The sequence below is a fragment of the Gracilibacillus saliphilus genome (assembly GCF_010994085.1).
In the GTDB taxonomy this organism is placed as follows: Bacteria; Bacillota; Bacilli; order Bacillales; family Amphibacillaceae; genus Gracilibacillus; species Gracilibacillus lacisalsi.
This window is the reverse complement of sequence record NZ_WJEB01000002.1, coordinates 69,078-93,200: the sequence shown is the minus strand read 5'-3', so window position 1 is coordinate 93,200 and position 24,123 is coordinate 69,078. Positions and strand designations below refer to the sequence as shown.

The following is a 24,123-nucleotide window of genomic DNA, read 5'->3' as shown; positions in this document are numbered from 1 at the left end:
AGGACTTCTCTTCTAGGGATATCTCTTTCTGTTCCGAGGATACCTCTTTCCCTTCCCTGGATATCCTTAGCTGTTCCGGGGATATGCCCTTCTCTTCCCTGGATATAGTCATTTATCCTCGGAAGAGAAGATCTTTTCCCTGGAAGAGAAGCCTTTTTCCTCGGAACAGATCGGCGCTTCCGAGGATATCTCTTTTCCATATCTACGTTACTTCGCAGTTTATGTAAACTATGGTAATACAAAAACTAAAACTATACACGCGTTTCACTTAATGGTGATGGAAACGCGTGTATATTTTCAAGCTATCTCATATGATCTTAACGATAAACTGCTTCATTCCATTTTAATTCATTACGGAATTGGCGAAGTTTCGTATCTTTATCAATGACTACACATTCGATTTTTGCCATGTTAGCAAAATCATATAATTGTTCGGTTGTCACATCAAACGAGAATACGGTATGGTGTGCTCCACCTGCGTAAATCCATGCTTCCGTTGCCTCACTTAGTGATGGTTCAGGCTTCCACAACACTTTCGCAACAGGTAAGTTTGGTGTTTCAATCTCAGGTTGTTCTGCTTTCACTTCATTAATTACTAGACGGTAACGACCTCCCATTTCAATAAGAGATGCGTTTACAGCATCGCCACCACGTCCATCAAATACAAGACGGGCTGGATCCTCTTTACCACCTATACCTAATGGGTTAACAACGATTTTAGGTCTTGTTGCAGATACAGTCGGGCAGATCTCCAACATATGAGAACCTAGAATCATCTCATTACCTGGTTCAAGGTGATACGTATAATCCTCCATGAATGATGTACCTTCATTACCAGCAATAATTTTCATGAAACGAAGTAAAGCTGCTGTTCTCCAGTCACCTTCCCCAGCAAAGCCGTAACCTTCTGCCATTAAACGTTGTGCTGCAAGACCAGGTAATTGTTTCATACCATGTAAGTCTTCAAAGTTTGTTGTGAATGCTGTATAATTCCCTTTTTTCAAGAACGATTTTAATCCTAACTCAATTTTTCCTTGGTATAAAATAGAGTCACGGATTGGACCTGGTTCACTTGCTTCTGCAGGTAATTCATAAAGCTCTTCGTATTCTTTGAATAATGCATTTAGTTCTTCATCTGTTACTTGATCCATTTCTTCAACTAGGTCACCAATACCATAGTAGTCAACGGTCCAGCCAAATTTGATTTGAGCTTCGATTTTATCCCCGTCTGTTACAGCAACATTACGCATATTGTCACCAAAGCGAGCAACACGTATATTGCTTCCTTCCGCAACAGCAACAGCTGTCTTCATCCAGTCTGAAACTTTTGATGTCACATCTTTGCTTTGCCAATGACCTACTACTACTTTTCGAGAAACATCCATTCTAGTACCAATAAAGCCATATTCTCTATCACCATGTGCTGCCTGGTTTAAATTCATGAAATCCATGTCAATGCTTTCCCATGGAATATCGCGATTAAACTGTGTATGCAAGTGCAATAATGGTTTTTGCAATGCTTTCAGACCTGAAATCCACATTTTTGCTGGAGAGAATGTGTGCATCCATGTAATGACACCGGCACAATTTTCATCTGCATTTGCTTTCTGCATTAAGCTGTGAATATCTGGTGCTGTTGTAAGTACCTCTTTAAATTCTACTTCAAAAGGTAAGTTACCTTCTTTATTTAATCCAGCTACTACCTCTTTTGAATTATTTGCTACTTCTTGCAGAGTTTCTTCCCCATATAAATGTTGACTGCCTGTTACAAACCAAAATGTATAAGGACGTACTTCTAACATGATATTTCCTCCTCTATTATGTTCATTAATTATTATTTATTCTGGAATAGTTTTTACTTTTTATCCTGACCATAGTACGCATTGGCACCATGTTTCCTTAAATAATGTTTATCTAACAAAAATTGGTCCATGTCTTGCGCATTCGGATTAATTTGATACGTATGCAAGGCCATCTTGGCAACTTCTTCTAACACTACTGCATTATGCAGTGCCTCATGTGGGTCTTTTCCCCAATTAAATGGTGCATGACTGTGTACCAACACACTTGGGATTTGCAACGGGTCGATGTCCTTGAATGTTTCTACAATCACATTACCTGTTTCCCACTCATAGTCACCAGTTACTTCTTCTTTGGTCATACGACGTGTACACGGGACAGTGCCATAAAAGTAATCTGCTTGCGTTGTACCAAGTGCCGGGATGCCTTTACCTGCCTGAGCCCAACTTGTCGCCCATGGTGAATGTGTATGCACAACACCACCTATTCCCGGGAATTTTTGATACAACAAACGATGTGTTGGAGTATCTGAAGATGGCTTCAAATCACCTTCGACAATATTTCCCTCTAAATCTAATACAACTAAGTCATCAGCCTTTAGTTCTTCATATGGTACACCACTAGGCTTAATAACCATCAAACCAGATTCTTTATCGTATCCGCTTACATTCCCCCAAGTAAATGTAACTAAACCATACTTGGGTAGATCCAGGTTTGCTTCCAATACTTGCTGTTTTAATTCTTCAAGCATGCTTACATCCACCCTTTTCTTAATATTCTTTCCTTGTACGTATGTGTAAAAGTAATTAATTCTATCATAATACAATTCGTACGTACATTCAATATAAAACTTTTAATTTTATCTATTTTAGTATAAAGTACTTACTTTTCCATTTCTGAGACTATTGCGAATTAACTATATCACTTGGGTTATACAAAGTCACCTGATTTCTTACAAGCAAATAAAAGACATCAGGATCGGCATTTTTCCTGATGTCATGTACAGATTATATATTCATCTGAATCATTGAATGATTCCACGAATGCAACTTGTTTTTTTATATCGTATTACAGCATTTATGTTTCTTTAGGTATCAATCAAAAACTTGACGTCCTGATGCTGATACACCAACTCAAAATCCTGATTTTCCAACAACTGATGGTATAAATCCTCTGGTGAGAACCATAAATGGTCATTTTCAAAAGTATAATCTGCTCCAAAATGATAACAAAGCCATACTAATTTCGAACAATAGATTTTTTCCCATGGCTCATCTAATTTCTGAGAAAGGTCAAAGGAAAAGGTAGGCTTGTGAATACCTTTTTCCAAATTACTTTTGTATTCCTGATAATAATCTATTGCATATTGTGCTGCCTTTTCCCCTAATTCAGTTTTTACCGGGCGAAATTGAGCGTGTACTGGATGCTTATCAAGAAACTGCTGGATTGATTTACGTACAATCGCAGGCTCCAAGCCCGGTGATTCAATTAATTCATTCTGATTAATGGCAAGTGCGGAGTGTCCCATGTATCCAGTTAATTCTGCTTTCACATTATCACTGGCCACTAAAATGTCGCCAGCTTGATAGTTACGCTCTCTAGTTGCATAATAAGTTTTTAATGGATATTGTTCTTTTGCTAATTTATTTTCAAACAAGTACTCTATCGTTATTATCGTATTGGGCTTCCGATCACGTAATTGAATTAATACACCACCATCATCAAGACCGCTAGCCAGCAATATATCATTTTCATACACCTTAAACCGGACACTTTCTAATCGCGGTTTCACGTACAATAAACCATTACGAATCCATACATCAAAAAACCCCATTACAAACCACCTCATCATAGGATATGACAAAACTAGGTCAAGGGCACAGCAGAAAGCGCCCATTTTGTTAGGAAGTGCTATCAACTTCGGGGACTTCTCTATCAACTTTTGGGATTTTACTATCAACTAGCACAAAATAAAAGCACCCCTACCGCTCTGCACGATAAGAATGCTTTGTTCAACTAAAATACTATTGTTTTATTTCCATACACGATAATACGGTCTTCGAGGTGCCATTTAATTGCTCTTGCTAGCACACTACGCTCTACAGATTGACCAATTTTTTTCATTGCCTCGACATTGTCGCGATGATCAACTCGACTGATGTCCTGCTCGATAATCGGCCCTTCATCGAGATCATTGGTAACGTAATGGGAGGTGGCACCGATCAATTTTACCCCACGGTGGTAAGCACGTTCATATGGCTTCGCACCAATAAATGCTGGCAAAAAGGAATGGTGAATATTGATAATTTTATTTTTGAATGTCTCCACAAAATGAGGTGTCAGAATTTGCATATAGCGTGCTAACACAATTACATCTATTTCATGTTCGTGTAGTAATTGAATTTGCTTTTCCTCTACCTGTTTACGGATATCCTTATTGGCTGGGATATAATAATAAGGAATACCAAGCCGTTCGACAAACTCACGTGATGTTTCATGATTACTGATCACAAGACTGATATCTGCCATTAAGTCTCCGCTTTGCCACTCCCAAAGCAACTCTAACAAGCAATGAGGCTCCTTGGAAACAAAGATCGCCATTTTCTTTATTTGATCGACATATTTAAATGTTGCTTCCATATTAAACGCTTCTTTAACCTGTTGAAAATCCGCCTCTAATTTTTCAGCTTGAACTTTTAGATCATCCATTTCAAATTCAATACGAATAAAGAACTCACCACCATGCGGGTCAGTAGAGTATTGATTGGATTCGATGATATTAGCGTTATGCTCATATAAACACTGAGACACAGCCGCCACAATACCAGGTTGATCGGCACAGTTTATTAATAAACGCGCTCTGTTTTTATTTGTTTTCTTAAATGCTTCTATCTTTTCATCTATATAACTTTTCATCTTGATCCCTCTTTACTATAATCGTTCTTTACTACTTTACCACGTTACAGATGATGGTCAAGAGTCTTATGAAAAAATTTTATTTATAATGGTCATAAACTGTTTTACTTCTTCTTGTTTTGCCGTTAAAGGTGGCAGTAAACGAACGATCTGCGGTCCTGCAACTACCATTAATAATTGATGTTCCTCTCTAGCTTTGTTGACATAGTCAATCGCATTACCTTCGACTTCAAGACCGATTAACAAGCCTTTACCTCTAACAGACTTTACTTGCTTCTTATTTTCTACTAATTGTTGCAATCCATTCCATAAATCGTCTGCTATTTGATTAGCATGCGCTAATATATCTGTTTGGGTAAGGTGGTTAATGGTTGCCAGCCCTGCTGTTGTCACCATTGGGTTCCCCCCAAATGTACTTCCGTGTGTACCTGGGGAAAATACTTTTGCGACATGTTCTTTAGCGATGATAGCACCAATCGGAAAACCAGATCCCAGACCTTTCGCCACACTAATTACATCTGGCTCAATACCATAATGTTGATAGGCAAAAAGTTTACCTGTCCGTCCCATACCTGTCTGAATTTCATCAATCATCAATAAAATATGATGTTCTTTACAGATTGCAGACAGTTTGCTTAACCATGCCGGATCAGCTGGGATGACCCCACCTTCACCTTGAACAAGTTCTAATAATACCGCAGCTGGTTTCTGTTTTGCTAGCTCATCAAGTAACAGATCGTCATTAAAAGGTAAATACGCAAAACCGGGTGTTAAAGGGGTAAATCCGTCTTGGATTTTCTTTTGCCCTGTTGCCGATAAGGTAGCCATCGTCCGGCCATGAAACGAATTGTTAAAAGTGATGATGAGTGGATTATCCTGTTCTAGTACATCATGCCCGTATTTTTTGGCAATTTTGATTGCTGCTTCATTCGCTTCAGCACCACTATTACAGAAAAATACTTGATCACCACAACTATTTTCGGTTAAGGCCTGTGCTAATTTTTCTTGAGAAGGTATATGATAAAGGTTGGAACAATGCCATAGCTTCGACAGTTGTTCCTGGACAGCACGCTCCACCACATCTGGCACATGCCCTAAGTTACACGTCGCAATACCAGAAGAAAAATCTAAATATTTTGTCCCTTGATCATCCCATACGTAACTTCCTTTCCCTTCAACTAATGTAATCGGAAAACGTCCGTATGTAGACATAACAGGACTTACAGTTTGTTTATACATGCGGCACCTCCTGTTCTAAAGCAATTCTCGTTCCAACTTGTTTCCCTTGCATAAACTCTTCCAGACCATGGTCTGCTGTACCATCCACAATTGATACTTCTCGTACATTTTTACGCAAAGCAGATAATGCAGATTTTACTTTAGGAATCATTCCACCAAAAATTACTTCTTGTTGAATCAGTTCATCAATTTTCGTTTCATTTAACTGATGGAATACTTGCTTCTCCCCATTTACTTCATGATAAATCCCGGGAATATCACTAATAAAACATAACTTTGCTTCTAATGCTTGCGCAACTGCTGATGCCGCCATATCAGCATTTATATTATAGCGTTGTCCTGTTTTATCCTTACCGATTGGTGAAACTACAGGGATGAGACCTTGCTCGACAAAGCTTTTTACTAAATTTGTATTAACTTGTATCACTTCTCCTACATAACCAAGAGTGGTATCATCCTTCACCGGCTTTGCTTCTAATAAGTTTCCATCAATTCCACTTACACCAATGGCCTTACCTTCCGCTTCTGCAATTTTACGGACAATGGCTTTATTCATAGAACCACTAAGGGCCATTTCGACGACATCTAATACTTCATTTGTGGTTACACGCAATCCGTTAATAAACGTAGTTTTCACACCTGTTTGCTCTAACAATTGTGAAATTAACGGTCCACCACCATGAACAATGATTGGCTGCCATTCTCCTTTTTGTTGAATCGTCACAATATCTTGATAAAAAGAAGGAGGCAGCTGTTCAAATACACTACCACCACATTTAATCACTACATAGTTCACATTCGTTCCTCCTTACGTTCGATAAGAAGCGTTTATTCTGACATATTCATAGGAGAGGTCACAACCCCATGCGGTTGCCCTTCCATTTGCATCACCCAATTTGGCAAGTATTGTTATTTCATCTTCTAATAAGTATTCTTTTGCCGCATCCTCATCAAATGTATATGGCACTCCATTTTCTACTACTAAAATATCTCCTAAATAAATGCTAACTTTATCAGGATCTAAAGATTCGCCGCTATAGCCAATGGCCGTAATAATACGTCCCCAATTCGCATCAGCACCATGAATAGCTGTTTTTACTAGGTTAGAAGAAATGATTGATTTAGCAATTGCTGTTGCCGACTCATCAGTGAACGCGCCTTCCACTTGCACTTCTACTAATCTGGTAGCACCTTCCCCGTCACGAGCAATTTCTTTTGCTAAGTATTCACAAACAAATTGTAAAGCGTCATAAAACTTTTGCCACTCTCTATGTTCTGGTGTTAACGCTTGATTTCCTGCTTTTCCATTTGCTAAAACTAAAACCATATCATTCGTACTAGTATCTCCGTCAACCGTGATCATATTGAACGACTGGTTCGTAATCGACTTTAATATATCAGATAAATAGGAAGAAGAAATATTAGCATCTGTTGTAACAAAACCAAGCATTGTTGCCATATTCGGATGAATCATGCCAGAACCTTTGGCAGCTCCGCCGATCGTAACGGTTTGGCCATCTATTTCTAATTCGATTGCAATTCCTTTTTCTTTTGTATCTGTTGTTAAAATGGCTGATTCAAATTTGCCAGCACCAATATGTTGATGGTCAGGAATTTGACTAATACCTTTTTGCAGTTTATCCATTGGTAACAATTCACCAATAAGACCTGTTGAAGCTACTGCCGCCAAATGTTCTTCAACACCGACTGTTTCGGCGAATAATTTGCGCATATCATAAGCATCTTGCAGCCCTTGTTGACCTGTACATGCATTGGCAATAGCCGAATTGACAATAATTGCTTGTAATTGATGTTCCTTCTCGATACTTTCTTGAGTTACTTTAAGTGGTGCCGCTTGAAAGGCATTCGTCGTATATACTCCTGCTGCTTGTGCTGGCACTTCTGAATACACCCAGCCTAAATCCATTTTCTTTTTACGTAGTCCACAATGTAAACCGCCTGCTTGAAACCCCTTTGCAGAGGAAATATTTCCATCTTTCATTAACTTGAATTGTTCTAACTGAACTTCCATGTCTGTTTTTCACTCCTTAAGGATAAATAGGTAATTGGTCCAAACCTGTTGTCTCTTCCCATCCGTACATAATATTCATATTTTGAACTGCTTGACCAGATGCTCCTTTAACTAAATTGTCAATGACAGAAACAATAATAAGCTTTCCTGTCCTTTCATCTGCATACAATCCGATATCACAATAGTTACTGCCATATACCTCTTTCGTTGAAGGGAATACCCCTTCTTTACGTACACGCACGAAAGGATGGTCTTGATAGTAAGTTTGATAGGTGTCAATCAGTTGTTTCGTAGAATAGTTGTCTTTCATATCAACATAAATCGTGCTCATGATTCCTCTTGTCATCGGTACAATATGCGGGGTGAAAATGACTTGCATACCTTCATTTGCTCGTTCTGATAGCAATTGTTCGATTTCCGGAATATGTTTATGCACCCCAATTTTGTATGCTTTGAAGTTTTCGTTCATTTCTGAAAAATGAACATTCAATGATAAACTTCGCCCAGCTCCAGATACTCCTGTTTTCGCGTCAATAATGATCGATGATCGATCAACCAACTCTTTTTCGATTGCTGGTATTAACCCTAAAGTCGTTGCTGTTGGATAACAGCCTGGATTTGCAAGAATACTAGCTTGCTTGATAGCTTCTTTATTTACCTCTGGCAAGCCATAAACTGCTTTTTCAATATATTCCTGTGATGCGATTTCCTCTCCGTAATACGTCTGGTATTTCTCCCCATCTCGCAAACGGAAATCCCCTGACAAATCAATACATCGCACTCCTTTATCAACTAATGCTGGAATAACGTTTTTGCTAACATTAGACGGTGTTGCAAAGAAGACGAGTTCTACCTCTTGTGCTAATGCATCTACATTTAGCTCTGCCATTTTGATATCGATAATTTCGACAACATGCGGATATACTTCTGCTAATTCCGTTCCACTATTTGAATGTGAGATAACTTTTTTCACTTGAACATATGGATGGTTATGCAAAAATCGTAATAACTCAACCGCACCATAACCCGTTCCACCTATAATTGCTACATTCACCATGTTTCCCCCTAAAATTAAATTCCGTGTATGATTAATTTATAATTATACTGCATTTTGTATTTTCATGCAATAATGTTTATAAAAAATTTTAAAATAGACTGTTTATGTATACATGTTTATAGATCCCCTTACAAATAATTTACATTAGTTAGACTGTTTTTGTTCCTCATTAATCTTCTATAATTGGTGATTAATCACTCCTGTTGTCAGCATGCATTCGTATGTATAAATATCCAAAGACATGTACAATTTCGTTTCCTTATTCTATTATTCATATAAAGAAAAGAGGTAAGGATAATAGTAAAATAGATAGAACAACCATTCTTGCTTTGCAACTTTTCTACCTAATGAACATGACTGAAAGTATGTTTATGCTTCTAAAATAAGTCCTTATGACTTATTACTTTTATTACTTCTTAGATTAAAGTAATTACTCACGTTACCTTCTCAAAAGATAATCTCTTCGATATGATTAATTCATCCTAGTAATACTGAATGGAAAAGGTGGATGACAAGTGATATCAAACAATCAACAACAATTAGATCCAGAATGGTTACGATTAATTTATTTAGCAAAAGAAACGGGTTCTACCAAAAAAGAGGTGAAGCGACTATTAGGTTATTTACCTGAATCAAAAATTATCAAATATTCATAAATTCTTTAACAACAAAATTGCCTCTGTTCTCCCAGAGGCACCCAATTTACGATAAACTTTACTTACATAGTTTTTCACAGTCCCTATCGATAGGTGCAGCGAATCAGCAATCTGCTGATTTGAATACCCTTCCAACAACCCTTTAATAACATGTTGCTCTGTTTTTGTTACGTGAATATTCCGTTCCTTTAACGCATCCACAACAGCTTCAAAAGAGGATTTTACTTCATCGTCACTCGTTTTTAATTGTTGTATTAACATTGGTTGTATAGACTCAGGAATTAATATTTGTCCTTTTATGGATTGATAGATCACTTCAATTAAATGATCTACATCTGTATCCTTCAATAGATAACCACTTGCCCCATTTTTTAATGCCTTTAAGATGTAATCATCATTCGAAAATGTCGTAAGCATCAATACCTTCACTTTAGGATTTTTTTCTTTTAATATTTTCGTTGCTGTAATACCACTGATATTCGGCATCTTAATATCCATTAAGATGACATCTGGCTGGTATTCCATTGCTTTCTCAATCGCTTCTTCACCTGTATATGCTTTTGCTACAACTTCCAATTCATGATGTTGATTTAGCATCACCGTAAGCCCGTCGCAAACAATCTTTTGATCGTCTGCTATCATTACTTTTATCTTATTCATCACCTTCACCCTATACTTTGCACTTTATTAAAGTTACTATCCATTCTCGGTAATTCTATTATAATATCTACTCCACCTAAATATGATTTGTTTGAATGCAAGGTCAATTTTCCATTTAACTCTTTTACTCTTTCCTTCATCGCAATCAAACCAAATCCAAGAGTACTATCGCTACTTTTGAAACCCTTGCCATTATCACTCAAATAAAATACTAATGAATTTCCTACAATAAATAACCGAAACACAAACATTGTTGCTTCTCCATGCCTCAGCCCATTAGTTAACCCTTCTTGCAACGCGCGATAAACGACAATTTCCTGAAGGGAATTCATCCACTTCTCTTCCACATTGATTTTGACATCTATTTTGACATCTGTTTGCTGGATAGTTTCCTCTAACAATGCCTCTACAGCATTTTGAAAGTCAACAAAAAAATGGCTATCTTGTAATTCACGCACAGATTTTCGCACCCTGTACAAACCGATTTCCAAGTTTTCATGTATGTGTTTCAATAATTTCATTGCTTCTTTAGGTTCTTTTTCAATCAACTTTTGAACAGCATTTAATCCGATTAATGAGGTTGAAAAGGAATGACCAATTGAATCGTGCATCTCACGGGCAAAGCGCTTCCGTTCCTGGATAATGATTTTTTCTTCTAGTTTCAATGATGTTGTCTTCATTTTTTCATATGCATTTTCCAGCTGCTGCTTTTGACTAATAGATACTTTCACTAGATAACTAAAGGCCATAATCACTAAAAATTCTGTTATACGAGGGATGATGAATGACATTGTTGAGATAGGAGGAAAGTCAAAGGCAATCCATTTTCCAGTCACGAAAGCAACGTACGAAGTAAGCGCAAACGGAATACTATAGTATAATGATTGGTGAAATACCATCTCACCGATTAAAATTAATAAATATACTTGTGAAATAAAGGATTGGTCAATAGTCATGATCACACTTAGTAATATCAATTGACCTATTAAGAAAAATAAACCTTTTCTACTGTATAAGTTAACTTGCATGACAAAATCTCTGAAATATTGTATAACGACATAAATCATTACAAGGATGTATAATTCCCAGAGCTTCAATTGATTATCAACGGAAAATAAAGGGATCATTATCAAAAGCGTACACAGGATAGCTCGAGGCATTTTCTTATCCATAAAGTCATTCATAACCATAACCTCTTCTCTCCTTAATAATCTCTTAGCACGACAATTTATTCAATTTTATTTTATCAGACTAACAGGAATTGACAACCTTCGCCATTATTACCTATATGAGTCAAGTGAACTATTGAACATTATTTGACATAACTTTTTATGTTTTTAAATTAGCAAAGATATTTTTTGCGCCAAATCCGTTCAGCTAACCAAATTACATAATATCATACTCCGCCTTTGAGCACCTTACTTTTATTCATACTTTTACAACATATGATGTATAGAAAGACAGGGATCAAAAAATCCCTGCCTCTTTTTATACTATGTTTACTCAGATACCACTACTCTATTAATCTGGAACCTCTCTTCATAACGTTCGCTATACTTGTTCATTCCTTCAACATCTTTTGAATTTGGTCACAGTCTTCATGATTTCATCGCAAATATCCTTTCACACAAAAGATGTCTATTTACAGTTGAAAAGACACAAAGAATACGTTTAAAGAAGGAGCAAGTTCTTGTTTAACTTTTTCGGTTAATATTTCCCCTAAATGATTGTGTTGATGTGCTAAGTGCCTTTTTGATTTTATCAGTTGCCCTTTCTCCCAGTCGTACCATTTCTCTAGATCCAATACCCAAACAATCAGTTCCTGCTTAAGGCTGTCTGAGAGAGGTAAAAATTCAATATCTAAATTATAGCCACATTGGTAACACCAAATCGGATCAGCCCCAAAATCCGCCTCTATTTTTAGATGTGAAAGTTCTTTGCATCGACATAACATCAAGCATCACACTCCTTCATTAACATGGGCATTGTGCTGATTTTATACTTTTCTTATAAACTAAAAAGATAGGAGATGGCGATCCCCTACCTTCATATCTCTTATCTAAGATTATCTACTGCAGCTCTTTCAATTGCAAGCCCATTCTTATAACGTTCCATAAACTGTTCGAAACCTTCTACATCATTAGCATTTGGTGACACAGTCTTCACGTCTTGACCAGCAAATACCTTTTCATTTAAATAAGCTTCCAAGGTTTCGTTCGTTTCTTTATTCAACATATAAGAACCGAGTAATGCGATGCCCCATGCTCCACCTTCTCCTGCTGTTTCCATAACAGAAACAGGAACATTAAAAGCAGCTGCTAACATGCTTTGCGCCACGCCTTCGGTCTTGAAAATTCCACCATGCCCTAAAACTTCATCTAGCTTTACACCTTCTTCTTTGGTTAGAATGTCCATTCCGATTTTCATTGCTCCAAATGATGTATATAAATGCGTACGCATGAAATTAGCAAGGTTGAAATTACTTTCAGAAGAACGAGTAAACAACGGACGCCCTTCTTCAAAATGGGTCATATGTTCACCAGAAAGATAGCCGTAGGATAATAACCCTCCTCCATCAGCATCTCCTTCTAACGCCTTTGTAAATAGGGTTTCAAACAACTTATTTTTATCCACTTCAAAACCAATAGCTTGCGTAAATTCTTCAAATAAACCAACCCACGCATTTAAGTCAGATGTACAATTATTAGAGTGTGCCATTGCTACAAGGTTACCTGATGGTGTTGTCACCAGGTCAATCTCCGGATGTACCTTCGATAAATCCTTCTCCAATACCACCATTGCAAATGCAGAAGTACCGGCGGAAACGTTACCCGTACGCTGTGCCACACTGTTTGTTGCAACCATGCCAGTCCCCGCATCGCCTTCTGGCGGACAAAGCGGAATACCTGCCTCCAACTCGCCGCTAACATCTAACAATTTCGCACCCTCTTCTGTAAGCGTTCCTGCGTTTTCACCAGCCACTAAAACCTCAGGTAAAATGTCTTCCAGCTTCCATGAGAGATTTTGTGGGACAATCAATTGATTGAACTGATCAACCATTTTTTGATTATAGCTTTTGGTTTCTAGATCGATCGGAAAGACACCAGATGCTTCCCCAACACCAAGCACTTTCTTCCCCGTTAGCTTCCAATGAACATACCCGGCCAATGTTGTTAGAAAGTGGATATCCTGAATATGACCTTCCTGATTTAAGATAGCTTGATATAAATGGGCAATACTCCATCTCTGTGGAATATTATAATTAAACTGTTTGGTCAGTTCTGTTGCAGCCTGTTCTGTAATATTGTTTCGCCAAGTACGGAAAGGAACAAGTAATTGTTGTTCTTTATCGAAAACCATGTAGCCATGCATCATCGCACTAAAGCCGATAGCACCTACTTTTTTGAGCGTAATGCCGTACTGCCTTTTCACGTCAGCCGCCATCTTCTGATAACTGTCTTGGAGCCCTTCCCATACTTCATCAATACTATAAGTCCAAATATTGTCTATATAACTGTTTTCCCAGTCATGACTACCAGATGCAATTACTTCATTATTTTCTCCAACTAGAACTGCTTTAATCCGGGTTGAGCCAAGTTCAATACCAAGTATTGTCTTACCATTTTGTATTGCATTATTCACATCATTCATATCATTTTCCTCCCATATTTTAATAAATCATTCATGGTATTAGCGCTTTCATTGGAATTCGTATTAGGAAGAGGACTTTCCTTCTTTACAACTAGTTACCCTTTATCTAAAAACGACTTCAACTTATCTGTACAAATAATTAATGTTATCAATCTCTTTAAACATCATACCATCTAGCCTATGTAATCGTCAATTTAAATTTGTCCGTACGTGTATAGGCGTTGAAATGAGATATAGCTTTGTTAACATGTGGACTGACGTACCAAAAATTGTCCACAGAGCGTTGATCTGTGGACAACTTTCAGCTCTACTTCTTGATGACTGTGTTCTCTAATGTACCAATTTGATCAATTTCCAGTGTAACAACATCCCCTGATTGAAGCAGTTTAGGCGGATTCATCGCGAACCCTACTCCATCTGGTGTTCCTGTTAAAATGATATCTCCCGAATCTAATGTTATTAAATTGGAAATAAAACTAATTAAATATGGGATATCAAATATTAAATGTTCTGTATTAGAAGATTGGCGTAATTCACCATTTACATAGGATTTGATTGCTAAACGGCTTGGATCGTTTAATTCAGAAGTCGTTACTAGCCAAGGTCCTACTGGTGTAGTATGGTCTAATGATTTACCTTGCAACCATTGTGGTGTACGCTTCTGTAAGTCACGTGCTGAAATATCGTTACCAATTGTATACCCTGCTACATAATTGAATGCTTCTTCCTTTGCTACTTTTGTTGCCTTTTCACCAATAACAACGGCAAGTTCCACTTCATAATCTAGTTTATCTGTAGCTTCTGACTTATGAATCTTATCTTCAGGACCAATTAAGGCGTTGTTAAATTTAGAGAATAAAACTGGGTACTCCGGCAATTCACCGCCCATTTCTTTTACATGATCTCTATAATTTGTTCCGATGCATATAATTTTTGACGGGTTAGGGTGTGGTGTATGCAAGACAACTTCATCGCGTTCAAAAACATGTGTTGTAGAATAGTGCTTTATTTGTTTCAAAAGATTCTCAGCATGTTTAATATGTATATTTGCCTGTTGATAAAATGCACTTGAATCTGCTGGGATAATAATATCTGCCAAAATTTTATGTTGGTCGATCAGCTCTTGTTGTGCAGCATGTAAATCAATAACCTTATTATCTTCGACTACGCCAATTCGGCTTTGCGCATAAGGATGTTTTAACTGATAATGAACAAGTTTCATACTGTATCCCTCCTCTAGTTTAAGATCATTTTATCACAGAATAAGCTTTATTTGCTCAAAAGGAAGCAAAAGCGCACTTCGAGGCATGAACAATTCTTGAGTAGAAGCTGCGCTTGGGGGAAAGAAAGTGTTTTTACATGGGAACCAACCTTTGCCTATCTTATTTGCTTATAAAGTTGTGATACCTATGGTTATATGCTTTCCTACCGTAACGACCCGATTTCACTAAAACAAAAACCCGTTTCATAAGTTAGCGAAACGGGTTTTTATATTAAAGCTTTATGGTTATAACACTTTACTCAAGAATGCTTTTGTTCGTTCATGTTGCGGATAATCAAATAGTTGTTTTGGTACGTTTTCTTCTACCACATAACCCTCATCCATGAAAATGACACGGTCACCAACTTCTTTGGCAAAGCCCATTTCATGGGTAACAACGACCATCGTCATTCCTTCTTCGGCAAGTTGCTTCATAACGCCTAGCACTTCTCCAACCATTTCTGGGTCTAATGCTGAAGTAGGCTCATCAAATAACATCACTTTCGGCTCCATACCTAAAGCTCTTGCAATCGCAACACGTTGTTTCTGACCACCTGAAAGTGATTCTGGATATACATTCGCTTTATCTAAGAGGCCGACTTTCTGAAGTAAATCTTTTGCCTTTTTTTCTGCATCTTGTTTACTCCATTTTTTTACTGTGACAATAGGTAACGTGATGTTTTCCAAAACGCTTTTATGAGGAAAAAGGTTGAACTGTTGAAATACCATTCCAACCTCTGCTCTTAGTTTATTGATGTCTACTTTTTTGTCTGTTAATTCCTCACCATCAATCGTTACTGTTCCATCAGTTACCGATTCTATTAAGTTAAGACAGCGTAGAAATGTTGACTTACCTGAACCAGAAGGCCCAATTACAACAACAACTTCCTTTTGCTTGATATCTACATTAATATCCTTCAGCACTTCTAAGTCGCCAAAGGATTTTTTTAAGTGCCTGACAGAGATCATTTTACATCTAACCTTCTTTCTAGATAATTTAATAAGTATGTTAGGCTAAGTGTTAACACTAAGTAGATTAATGCAACCATTAAGTACGGTTCCCATACTCTTAAATATTGTCCGGATGCTGCTCTTCCCCAATATAATATATCTTGTGCTGCGATCATTGCACCTAGTGATGAATCTTTTAATAAAACGATAAATTCATTCCCTAATGGTGGAATGGAACGTTTAAATGCTTGTGGTAGGAGAACATGACGCATCACTTGGAACTTATTCATACCTAAAGAATGTGCCGCTTCTGCCTGTCCTTTGTCAATTGACTGTAATCCTGCACGGAATATCTCTGCTACATATGCGGAAGAATTCAGTGATAATGTCACCATGACGGAGATGACAGGGGTTGTAGACCCTAGTATTGCTGGTAAAGCAGCATAATGAAATAAAAATAATTGCACAAGAAGAGGGGTCCCTCTTAAAAAGTTAATATACCAAACAAATGGCAATCGAACGATCAGAATAGGTGACATTTTCCCTAAGGCAATAAAAAAACCGAGTATACAACCCATTAAAACACCGACTACTGACATAAGGATGGTTAACCCCATACCTTCCATAAAAAACGGGAAGTACTCGACAATAATATCAAACCTAAAATCCATGTTGTTAGCTCCTTTCTCTCTTATTACTTTGCTTTTTGTTTCCCTTTTTTATTCCTGGTAAAACAGATCCGCTCTTATTCCTCTACACAAAGGAAAAGCGTAACGGGGTCGCTACGCTTTTTGGTTAATGAATTAATTATTGGGTTAGCGCTTCTGTGTTTGGTTCTACTCCAAACCATTCCTCATAGATTTCTGCATATGTCCCATTATCGATTACAGTTTGAAGAGCTTCATTAACATCTTCCTGAATTTCGCTTCCTTTCGGGAACATGATACCGTAGAATTCTGATTCAAACGTATCAGGATCTGTGATCATTTCAACGTTTGCATCTGGATTATTCGCAACATATTCATCCGCTACTACATTGTCTGTAACAACTGCATCCACATCACCTGATTGTAGTGACATTAATGCTAATGTATTGGAATCATACTTTGAAATGTTTTCATGATTTTTTCCTAAAATCTTTTCAACGGCTTCTGCACCAGTTGTCCCTGATTGGACTCCTACTTTTAATTCATTAATATCTTCCCCACTCGTAATACCTTCTCCTTCACGGAATACTACCTTATGTGTAGATTCAAAATAAGGTGCGGAGAAATCATATGTTTGTTCACGCTCTTCATTTACCGTGATTCCCGCAATAGCAAGGTCAGCGTCGCCTTCTTCTACAGAAAGTAACATAGCATCCCAGCCTACATTCTCTAATTCATAATCATAGCCTGCCTCTTCCATAACGGCAGCTAGTAAATCTATATCAAAGCCAACTACTTCCCCTTTATCTAAATAAGAAAAAGGCATAAATCCGGCTTCCGTTACAATAGACAAGGTTTGTTTATCATCCGAACCATTCGTTCCGTCTGTTTGATCTGAACTGTCATCTGTACCACAAGCTACAAGAATTGCTAACAATAAAACAGCGAATCCCTTGATCATCCATTTATTCATAAATATTCACTCCGTTTTTTATTTATACATTTTATAACGATTATCATATAGTATTCGGGTGTTAAATTCAATACTTTTGTCAGAAATTCTAATGTTAAAACATTTCTGAATATTGGCATAATTAAATGTTACATTTCTATTATTTTTAAACTAATTAAGAAATATTAAGTATAAGATCAAAGTTTTGTAAAGAGTATTTTAGTACCAAATTAGTGCTTATGAGGAGGCATTTTGGTACTAAAACCTATTTTAAGTACCATATTGACTTCATGCGTGTGATTTTTGGTACTTAAATTCAAGCTTAGAAAGCGAATATTGCTGAATGTGGACTTAGTAGCCCAATTTCCCATTATAAACAATGAAAAAAACACGAACATCACTTCCTTTATGTTCGTGTTTTTCACAAATCACATACTATTTTTTAATAAAAAGCTGCGTCCAATAGTTCCCATCTGTAGCAAATCCCACTCCGATATGTGTGACTTCTGGGTCCAACAAATTTTGGCGATGCCCTTCACTATCGAGCCAGGCTTGTACCACCTCTTCTGCTGATTCTTGGCCTGCCGCAATATTCTCAGAAGCCTTTGTATAATCAACGCCAAACTCCTTCAACATATCAAAAGGAGAACCATACTGTGGTGATGTATGAGAAAAATAATCTCTTTCTGCCATATCTTCTGATTTGGTCTGTGCTACATTTGCCAATTCATGATCAAATTTTAAGGAATCTGCACCATTTTCATTACGTGCTTGATTGGTTAGCTCGACCACTTGTTGAATGGCTCCATCTAAAGACTCTCTGTCAAAAGACTCTGGCTCTTCATTTTGATCTATATAGTCATCATCTTGCTGTTCAGTTTGTTGGTTTTGCTCCGTTGTTTGCTGTTTTTCTTGTGTTGTTTGCCTTTGTTTACTATCTGCGCCATAATTACGATCTTCTTGGTAGTACCACTCATTTGGATTAGCATTTTCGAAAATATTTTGCTCTCTTCCCGGGTTTACCGGTATTTCTCCTTGATTCCCACCGTCATTTTGACCACCAAAACCTACATTCTCTGGTTGAATATTTTGATCTTCCGGTTCTAAGGAAGACTCGTTACAGCCAACCATGAAACTAACCATTAAAAACATGAATACATAAATTATATGTTTGTACATAGATATCACCTCAAGGAATTTTTTTGCCCTGTAAGTTTACTATGTACGAAACAAATTTATTTATTCATCCCATTCATCGAGATTAACGAGCCTTTTTTCACGAACAGATTTTTGTGCTGCCAACGCGACTTTAAAGGAATGCCAACCATCCTCATAATTGGACAGAATTTTAGAACGATCCCCTGTTTTTACAGCATGGAGAAAGGCTTCATTTTCTCGTTTATAAGGATTTTGTCTTGCGATATATTTCTCTAGCTTTTCAGGCATTTTCTTTTCTATATGACCCATTTGCCACTCGATAATCCCTTGGTCTGTATAAGCTGTAATGTCAACATCACCTGTCCCCCCGGGTAAAACAGATGTATTAGCTATTTGCACTAGTAAACCATTTTCTAATGTTAATGTAAATAACCCGACATCTGCTACGGTTACAGACGAATCTTGTTTTGTTGTGACTGCATTGGTTTCTTGGGCATAAACAGACTTCACTTCACCAAATAAGAAGCGAATTAAATCGACGATATGTGTCGTCTGTTCATTAAATTGCCCTCCTGATTGTTCTTGGTTTTTCCACCAGTAAGCTCCAGGAATAGAGCCCATCCATTTCCCCAATATCGTACCAACATTCGCTTCTTCTAGCATTTCTTGAAATCTCATTACCGTATCCGCGTAACGAAAATGGTAACCAACCGCTGTAAGATGATTATTTTCTATCACTTTTCGCCTTACTTGACGTACTTTATCTTCATTGACTCCTAATGGCTTTTCTACTAAAAAAGGGATTCTGTGTTCAATTAGAATTTCCTCATAATTTTCGTGTGCCATCGGAGGGACACAAATATACACTGCATCTAATTGTTCATGAGCAATCATGGTTTCCAAATCTTGATAGCCTGTTGTTTGATAATACCTCTCAGCAAAATCCTCTGCTTTTTCCTGGCTGGATCCTACAAATCCTACGACTTTCACATTTTCGATTTCCTGTAAAATCTCGACATGATGCCTTGTAAATCCTCCTGTACCGATAAAACCAACTCGAATCATTGACATCCACTCCCTCTCTTGAATTAAGCGATTACATTTTATACACAACCTCCACAATGGAGGAGGGTCAGGAAAAGATACGTTTTTCACGCCACTTTCCAAAACGATAATATAAAAAGGCAATGACACTACTTAACATAAAGCTTACACCAATTCCATAAGCAATGCCATCTTCCCCTATTATTTCAGAGAAAAGATAAGCTAATGGGTAACGAAGTGCCCAGAAAGAAAGCAGGTTCAAAATTAAAACCTGATACATCGCCCCAGAAGCCCTGACAATCCCGTTCAGGACGAAATTAATACCTAAAAATGGATAAAAGAAAGCAATAATCATTAAGTATGTAGCACCAAACTGAACAGCTGCTTGTTCCTGGATAAACAAGCTAATACCAAATTCGGCAAATAATACTATGATACCGGCAAACAGAAGCATAATTACGGTATTATAGACAACACCATACGTTGCGATTTGTTTGACACGCTCCCATTTACCAACACCAATATTCTGACCAGCCATACTATTGACAGTAGCACCAAGCGCATGTGCCGGTAATAAAAACAGACTATCTAAACGTTGTGCTGCACTGTAACCAGCAACAGCCGCTTCTCCGTGCGATGTAACAACACTCATAATAGCTGCAGCACCAGCAGAAATAACCGCCATTTGTAAACCAGATGGAATTCCGAGATTAAGAATCAACTTTACTTCTGACCATAATGGTAATGTCGGCCATTTCAACGGTATAATTTTCTTTCTGATTACAAAAATAACACCATAAATGAAAGAAAAACCTTGTGATAAAATCGTCGCTACTGCCGCACCTTGTACACCTAGATCAAGCACTGAGATAAATAGGGGATCAAGTACGATATTTAGCAGAACGGCGATCGCTACAAATAGGAGTGGTGTTTTACTATCACCTACAGCACGTAAAGCAGTACTAATGAAGTTATAACCTACTAAGAAAAGAATTCCTATCGCATTAATACGCAAGTAAGTCATTGCCTCGGCCATCATTGTTTCAGGTGTCCCTAGCAATAGTAATATTGGCCGCGCAAATAGAAAACCCAATATTCCCATCACAATTGCTAAAGCTGACAATGTCACAACGAAAGCATTGACATATGTCTGAACTCCTTCTTCATTTCCCTTTCCTTTTTGTTGGGAAAGTACAGTTAACGTTGTATTATTAATTCCGATAATAAACGATAGTACAGTAAAAATAACAGTACCTGATATATTGACAGCACCTAACGCATTGGCTCCAATCAGATTCCCTACCCACAAGCTGTCAATAAATTGGTAAGAGACTTGCAAGAGTTGGGCCAACATAATTGGAGAAGAGAAATAAAATAAGTCAATCCATATATTCCCATTGGTGAAATCACGGTGTCTACTCAAGAAAAATCCTCCTACATTCTTAAACAAACTAAGCTCAGCACATTATATTTATAATCTTGATTGGGGCATTGTCACACCGTCCCAAATCCGATCACTTGATGCTTCTCTATTCTTCACATCAGGTTCTTCCAATAGTAAATAAAAATTTTTGGTAGGTAAATTGCCTAATTGATGTTTAGTAATAAGCCGATCCAAATAATAACGCATGTTTTCTAGTTTTTTTGATTGATTGTTTCCTGACTCGGAAAACTCGTATAAGACACTTGCTACTGGAACTCTTTTAATACGGTGTTTTTCCGCTACCCGCAGAAAGAAATCCCAATCCCAGTAATTACGTACACTTTCATCAAAAAGACCAATCTCATCATGTATCGATTTGCGATAAACACTGCCGGATGGTACATAAGTGGAAAACTTTCTCATGGCATCGACATCAAAATGATAAGCAAATAAATGATGATTAATAGGAGTTCTTTTCTCATTAGCTTCCTGGTAATTTACAATCTCTACATCTGAATAAACGAGATCAGCGCCTCCCATTTGCTCAATCATTGTTTCTAAATGTGTGGGTAACGGCAAATCATCATCATCCATTAACATAATTAGCTCGCCCGTCGCCTTCTCTATTCCTTTATTTCTTGCATACACGTGATAACGATTTTCAGGTAAATCGATGATGGTTATATCTAATTCAGTATATAATGCCGCCACATCGTTGACCTTTTCTCCATTATCATTAATAATAATCACTTCAAAGTCTTGATACGCTTGCTCGACAAGTGCTGCTAATAACTCTGCTAGTGCTACTCTACGATTAAAAGTTGTAATGATAATTGACACATATGGTTTAGGCATTTGTAAACTCCTCAATAAAATTGATTAAAAGTATGTAAACTTTGTTGACATTAGCCATGACAAAGTTAAAATTATGGCATATAGTAAAGGCATATCCTACTATTCCTTCTACTATTTACTCAATTATATATCAATTTATTATCCTAGCGAAATCATTCATCTTATCTTAAATATTTCAAACTTTTTACAATTCAAACAAAATGACATGAAGTATTTCTGTATAACATATAACAAAAAGGGCAATACTTTTCTTAAAATGCAAGACTTCGTGACATAAATAAAATAGGAGGCTAGTCAAATGGCTTTTTTACGGGAAGCAGTTGAAAAACAAAAAGTGTACTTGATTCAACAGTTGATGGCCAATGGAATTGTGGATAAGAATGATCAAGAGCTCTATAACAAACCTATTAGTGAAATTGTCAATGATTACGAGAAATTCTGCCTGGAATTTGAGAGACAAAACTCCATAAAGTTCACTCGGTATAACCCCGAAAGAAAAGAAGAGAAGCACGGTTTTCACTAAGCTTCTCTTCTTTTTATATTTTCCAACCATTAAAAAGGGAGGCGCCTGTATTATACGTAAGTAGTTCTCTTTCGGTGAAGAAAAAACTAAATAGCTAACTAAGCAGCATACCAAATCGCATAGTGATTTGGTATGCTGTTTTTTTGTTGATATATCAGGATTTTCTGAGATTGATACTTTGCAAAATCTCTCAGAGTACACCGAAAAAGAAATTCTAAAAATTCATGGTATTGGACCAGCTTCCCTACCATTATAAGAGCTTCATTAGAAAAAGAAGGTTTATCATTTAAAAGATAATAGTGTATTCTCCTTTAAAGTATCGTTAAACAAGGCAAAAATAGTTGTTAAACATACTGTGAAAACGTATGCTATTTATTATATGATTTAAAGTTTTCTCCACGGTAAGTGAACTACTTCTATTATACGCCCGCCCTTTTTTCGTTATCGTTCTTTTTGGATACCAAATCGTGCGTTAATTTCACCACGTAATAGTTGTTTGCGCATTCTCTTTTCTTTCTTCTTCTCTTCTCGAATCATATCTTGCCTTATTTCATAAGTTTGAACGCCCTCTTCGCGCTTGTTCGCAATATCAATTAATAATTCCACATCAGCAAAAGAGTATTTACGATTTCCTTTTGGAGAGCGTTCAGGAAATACTAGCTTTCTTTCTTCATAATAACGAATTTGCCGTTCTGATAACCCGGTTAATTCACTTACGACACCAATAGTTATAACTTTTCGTTCTTTATAGGAAGGACTTTCCGCCATGTAATACACCACCTCATTACGTATACCGTTATAAGCTGACCTTTATAAAAGTATACAATGCTAACCGCTTGTTGCACAAAGTTTTGTCAGATAATCTGACAGTAAATAATCTGACAATTGCTACTACTAGCGTCATAGCTATATTTTCGATAGTATATAGATGATAAGGAGGCTGAACACAATGGAAATGTCCATTACAAAACCAGCAGCAAAATGGTTTATCAAAGAATTAGATTTAGAAGAAGGAGATGCTATCCGTTTCTTGGCCAGATATGGCGGCTTCGGTGGTGTACATAAAGGTTTTTCTTTGGCACTGGAAAAAAATGTGCCAAACAACCCTGGAGCAGAAGTGATGGAAGAAGGTATTCGTTTTTTTGTCGAAGAATCCGACATCTGGTACTTCGATAATAAGAACTTCCATATCAAATACTCAAGAAAATACGACGAAATCGAATACGTCATCGAGTAAAGTATATTCGAAAAAGTTTCTATTCCCAAAGTACAAAGCGTAGAGCGCTCGAAGCTGGATG

At 37.1% G+C, this 24,123-nt stretch carries 24 protein-coding genes and 1 pseudogene; 4 read left to right on the top strand and 21 right to left on the bottom strand.

The features are described from left to right. Positions 1-317: 317 nt before the first annotated feature. The 8 genes from araA to argC all read right to left on the bottom strand — a co-directional run bounded on the left by araA (position 318) and on the right by argC (position 9,044). Positions 318-1,802, bottom strand: coding sequence for an L-arabinose isomerase (araA, locus tag GHT08_RS04700; protein WP_163580262.1), 1,485 nt, complete (start codon positions 1,800-1,802; stop codon positions 318-320). A 53-nt stretch (positions 1,803-1,855) separates the two neighbouring features. Further along, positions 1,856-2,551, bottom strand: coding sequence for an L-ribulose-5-phosphate 4-epimerase (gene araD, locus GHT08_RS04695; protein WP_163580260.1), 696 nt, complete (start codon positions 2,549-2,551; stop codon positions 1,856-1,858). Between the two features lie 336 nt (positions 2,552-2,887). Continuing rightward, on the bottom strand, positions 2,888-3,634 hold the full coding sequence (locus GHT08_RS04690; RefSeq protein WP_163580258.1) for a C40 family peptidase: 747 nt from the start codon (positions 3,632-3,634) through the stop codon (positions 2,888-2,890). 182 nt (positions 3,635-3,816) lie between these two features. Beyond that, entirely contained in the window at positions 3,817-4,716 is a 900-nt protein-coding gene (gene purU / locus GHT08_RS04685) for a formyltetrahydrofolate deformylase (protein WP_163580256.1), read from the bottom strand. 66 nt (positions 4,717-4,782) lie between these two features. Further along, entirely contained in the window at positions 4,783-5,955 is a 1,173-nt protein-coding gene (locus GHT08_RS04680) for an aspartate aminotransferase family protein (protein WP_163580253.1), read from the bottom strand. Further along, on the bottom strand, positions 5,948-6,751 hold the full coding sequence (argB, locus tag GHT08_RS04675; RefSeq protein ID WP_163580251.1) for an acetylglutamate kinase: 804 nt from the start codon (positions 6,749-6,751) through the stop codon (positions 5,948-5,950). Before argB ends, GHT08_RS04680 begins: the two co-directional genes overlap by 8 nt. A gap of 12 nt (positions 6,752-6,763) precedes the next feature. Then, complete coding sequence (gene argJ / locus GHT08_RS04670) at positions 6,764-7,987, bottom strand: bifunctional ornithine acetyltransferase/N-acetylglutamate synthase (RefSeq protein WP_163580248.1); 1,224 nt, start codon at positions 7,985-7,987, stop codon at positions 6,764-6,766. 16 nt (positions 7,988-8,003) lie between these two features. Beyond that, positions 8,004-9,044 (bottom strand): N-acetyl-gamma-glutamyl-phosphate reductase, encoded by a 1,041-nt coding sequence (gene argC / locus GHT08_RS04665; protein WP_163580246.1) that lies wholly within the window; start codon positions 9,042-9,044, stop codon positions 8,004-8,006. 515 nt (positions 9,045-9,559) lie between these two features. Here argC and GHT08_RS04660 point away from each other — a divergent pair. Beyond that, positions 9,560-9,700 carry a hypothetical protein gene (locus GHT08_RS04660; protein ID WP_163580244.1) on the top strand — a complete coding sequence of 47 codons (141 nt, stop codon included), beginning with the start codon at positions 9,560-9,562 and terminating at the stop codon, positions 9,698-9,700. Here GHT08_RS04660 and GHT08_RS04655 read toward each other — a convergent pair. From GHT08_RS04655 to GHT08_RS04600, 12 genes are all read right to left on the bottom strand, one after another. Then, positions 9,695-10,360 (bottom strand): response regulator transcription factor, encoded by a 666-nt coding sequence (locus GHT08_RS04655; protein WP_163580242.1) that lies wholly within the window; start codon positions 10,358-10,360, stop codon positions 9,695-9,697. The genes GHT08_RS04660 and GHT08_RS04655 overlap by 6 nt on opposite strands. A gap of 5 nt (positions 10,361-10,365) precedes the next feature. Further along, positions 10,366-11,550 carry a sensor histidine kinase gene (locus GHT08_RS04650; RefSeq protein WP_163580240.1) on the bottom strand — a complete coding sequence of 395 codons (1,185 nt, stop codon included), beginning with the start codon at positions 11,548-11,550 and terminating at the stop codon, positions 10,366-10,368. A 452-nt stretch (positions 11,551-12,002) separates the two neighbouring features. Further along, a complete protein-coding gene (locus GHT08_RS04645) occupies positions 12,003-12,317 on the bottom strand; it encodes a hypothetical protein (RefSeq protein WP_163580238.1) in 315 nt (104 codons plus the stop codon). Between the two features lie 98 nt (positions 12,318-12,415). Beyond that, on the bottom strand, positions 12,416-14,011 hold the full coding sequence (locus GHT08_RS04640) for a xylulokinase (protein ID WP_163580236.1): 1,596 nt from the start codon (positions 14,009-14,011) through the stop codon (positions 12,416-12,418). A 307-nt stretch (positions 14,012-14,318) separates the two neighbouring features. Then, positions 14,319-15,233 (bottom strand): fumarylacetoacetate hydrolase family protein, encoded by a 915-nt coding sequence (locus GHT08_RS04635; protein ID WP_163580234.1) that lies wholly within the window; start codon positions 15,231-15,233, stop codon positions 14,319-14,321. Positions 15,234-15,518: 285 nt separating this feature from the next. After that, positions 15,519-16,241: an amino acid ABC transporter ATP-binding protein gene (locus GHT08_RS04630; protein WP_163580232.1), complete on the bottom strand. Its 723-nt coding sequence runs from the start codon at positions 16,239-16,241 to the stop codon at positions 15,519-15,521. Next, complete coding sequence (locus GHT08_RS04625) at positions 16,238-16,894, bottom strand: amino acid ABC transporter permease (RefSeq protein WP_018931783.1); 657 nt, start codon at positions 16,892-16,894, stop codon at positions 16,238-16,240. Before GHT08_RS04625 ends, GHT08_RS04630 begins: the two co-directional genes overlap by 4 nt. Before the next feature lie 136 nt (positions 16,895-17,030). Further along, positions 17,031-17,843 (bottom strand): basic amino acid ABC transporter substrate-binding protein, encoded by an 813-nt coding sequence (locus tag GHT08_RS04620; protein WP_163580230.1) that lies wholly within the window; start codon positions 17,841-17,843, stop codon positions 17,031-17,033. A gap of 414 nt (positions 17,844-18,257) precedes the next feature. Continuing rightward, a complete protein-coding gene (locus GHT08_RS04615; RefSeq protein WP_163580228.1) occupies positions 18,258-19,001 on the bottom strand; it encodes a CAP domain-containing protein in 744 nt (247 codons plus the stop codon). A gap of 60 nt (positions 19,002-19,061) precedes the next feature. Further along, positions 19,062-20,051, bottom strand: coding sequence for a Gfo/Idh/MocA family protein (locus GHT08_RS04610; RefSeq protein ID WP_163580226.1), 990 nt, complete (start codon positions 20,049-20,051; stop codon positions 19,062-19,064). Between the two features lie 61 nt (positions 20,052-20,112). Beyond that, positions 20,113-21,447, bottom strand: a complete 1,335-nt coding sequence (locus tag GHT08_RS04605) for an MATE family efflux transporter (RefSeq protein WP_163580224.1) — start codon at positions 21,445-21,447, stop codon at positions 20,113-20,115. Positions 21,448-21,495: 48 nt separating this feature from the next. After that, a complete protein-coding gene (locus GHT08_RS04600; RefSeq protein WP_163580222.1) occupies positions 21,496-22,302 on the bottom strand; it encodes a glycosyltransferase family 2 protein in 807 nt (268 codons plus the stop codon). A 298-nt stretch (positions 22,303-22,600) separates the two neighbouring features. Between GHT08_RS04600 and fbpA the strand changes: the two genes are divergently transcribed. Continuing rightward, on the top strand, positions 22,601-22,825 hold the full coding sequence (fbpA, locus tag GHT08_RS04595) for a Fur-regulated basic protein FbpA (RefSeq protein ID WP_163580221.1): 225 nt from the start codon (positions 22,601-22,603) through the stop codon (positions 22,823-22,825). Positions 22,826-22,994: 169 nt separating this feature from the next. Then, positions 22,995-23,122, top strand: a pseudogene (locus GHT08_RS22655) (helix-hairpin-helix domain-containing protein); the annotation flags it as partial. 144 nt (positions 23,123-23,266) lie between these two features. Here GHT08_RS22655 and GHT08_RS04590 read toward each other — a convergent pair. Next, positions 23,267-23,593, bottom strand: coding sequence for a MerR family transcriptional regulator (locus GHT08_RS04590; protein WP_153833767.1), 327 nt, complete (start codon positions 23,591-23,593; stop codon positions 23,267-23,269). Positions 23,594-23,774: 181 nt separating this feature from the next. Here GHT08_RS04590 and GHT08_RS04585 point away from each other — a divergent pair, with 181 nt between their 5' ends. Beyond that, positions 23,775-24,062 carry a HesB/YadR/YfhF family protein gene (locus tag GHT08_RS04585; protein ID WP_163580219.1) on the top strand — a complete coding sequence of 96 codons (288 nt, stop codon included), beginning with the start codon at positions 23,775-23,777 and terminating at the stop codon, positions 24,060-24,062. The last annotated feature ends 61 nt before the right edge of the window (positions 24,063-24,123 follow it).

Bases quoted from the DNA above. Each gene is read 5' to 3' on its own strand.
- GHT08_RS04640 (WP_163580236.1), bottom strand. From the start codon at position 14,011: ATGAATGATGTGAATAATGCAATACAAAATGGTAAGACAATACTTGGT.
- GHT08_RS04625 (WP_018931783.1), bottom strand. From the start codon at position 16,894: ATGGATTTTAGGTTTGATATTATTGTCGAGTACTTCCCGTTTTTTATG.
- GHT08_RS04610 (WP_163580226.1), bottom strand. From the start codon at position 20,051: ATGTCAATGATTCGAGTTGGTTTTATCGGTACAGGAGGATTTACAAGG.
- GHT08_RS04615 (WP_163580228.1), bottom strand. From the start codon at position 19,001: ATGTACAAACATATAATTTATGTATTCATGTTTTTAATGGTTAGTTTC.
- araA (WP_163580262.1), bottom strand. From the start codon at position 1,802: ATGTTAGAAGTACGTCCTTATACATTTTGGTTTGTAACAGGCAGTCAA.
- GHT08_RS04600 (WP_163580222.1), bottom strand. From the start codon at position 22,302: ATGCCTAAACCATATGTGTCAATTATCATTACAACTTTTAATCGTAGA.
- GHT08_RS04655 (WP_163580242.1), bottom strand. From the start codon at position 10,360: ATGAATAAGATAAAAGTAATGATAGCAGACGATCAAAAGATTGTTTGC.
- araD (WP_163580260.1), bottom strand. From the start codon at position 2,551: ATGCTTGAAGAATTAAAACAGCAAGTATTGGAAGCAAACCTGGATCTA.
- GHT08_RS04630 (WP_163580232.1), bottom strand. From the start codon at position 16,241: ATGATCTCTGTCAGGCACTTAAAAAAATCCTTTGGCGACTTAGAAGTG.
- GHT08_RS04620 (WP_163580230.1), bottom strand. From the start codon at position 17,843: ATGAATAAATGGATGATCAAGGGATTCGCTGTTTTATTGTTAGCAATT.
- argJ (WP_163580248.1), bottom strand. From the start codon at position 7,987: ATGGAAGTTCAGTTAGAACAATTCAAGTTAATGAAAGATGGAAATATT.
- fbpA (WP_163580221.1), top strand. From the start codon at position 22,601: ATGGCTTTTTTACGGGAAGCAGTTGAAAAACAAAAAGTGTACTTGATT.
- GHT08_RS04680 (WP_163580253.1), bottom strand. From the start codon at position 5,955: ATGTATAAACAAACTGTAAGTCCTGTTATGTCTACATACGGACGTTTT.
- GHT08_RS04585 (WP_163580219.1), top strand. From the start codon at position 23,775: ATGGAAATGTCCATTACAAAACCAGCAGCAAAATGGTTTATCAAAGAA.
- purU (WP_163580256.1), bottom strand. From the start codon at position 4,716: ATGAAAAGTTATATAGATGAAAAGATAGAAGCATTTAAGAAAACAAAT.
- GHT08_RS04635 (WP_163580234.1), bottom strand. From the start codon at position 15,233: ATGAAACTTGTTCATTATCAGTTAAAACATCCTTATGCGCAAAGCCGA.
- GHT08_RS04690 (WP_163580258.1), bottom strand. From the start codon at position 3,634: ATGGGGTTTTTTGATGTATGGATTCGTAATGGTTTATTGTACGTGAAA.
- argC (WP_163580246.1), bottom strand. From the start codon at position 9,044: ATGGTGAATGTAGCAATTATAGGTGGAACGGGTTATGGTGCGGTTGAG.
- GHT08_RS04650 (WP_163580240.1), bottom strand. From the start codon at position 11,550: ATGGTTATGAATGACTTTATGGATAAGAAAATGCCTCGAGCTATCCTG.
- GHT08_RS04590 (WP_153833767.1), bottom strand. From the start codon at position 23,593: ATGGCGGAAAGTCCTTCCTATAAAGAACGAAAAGTTATAACTATTGGT.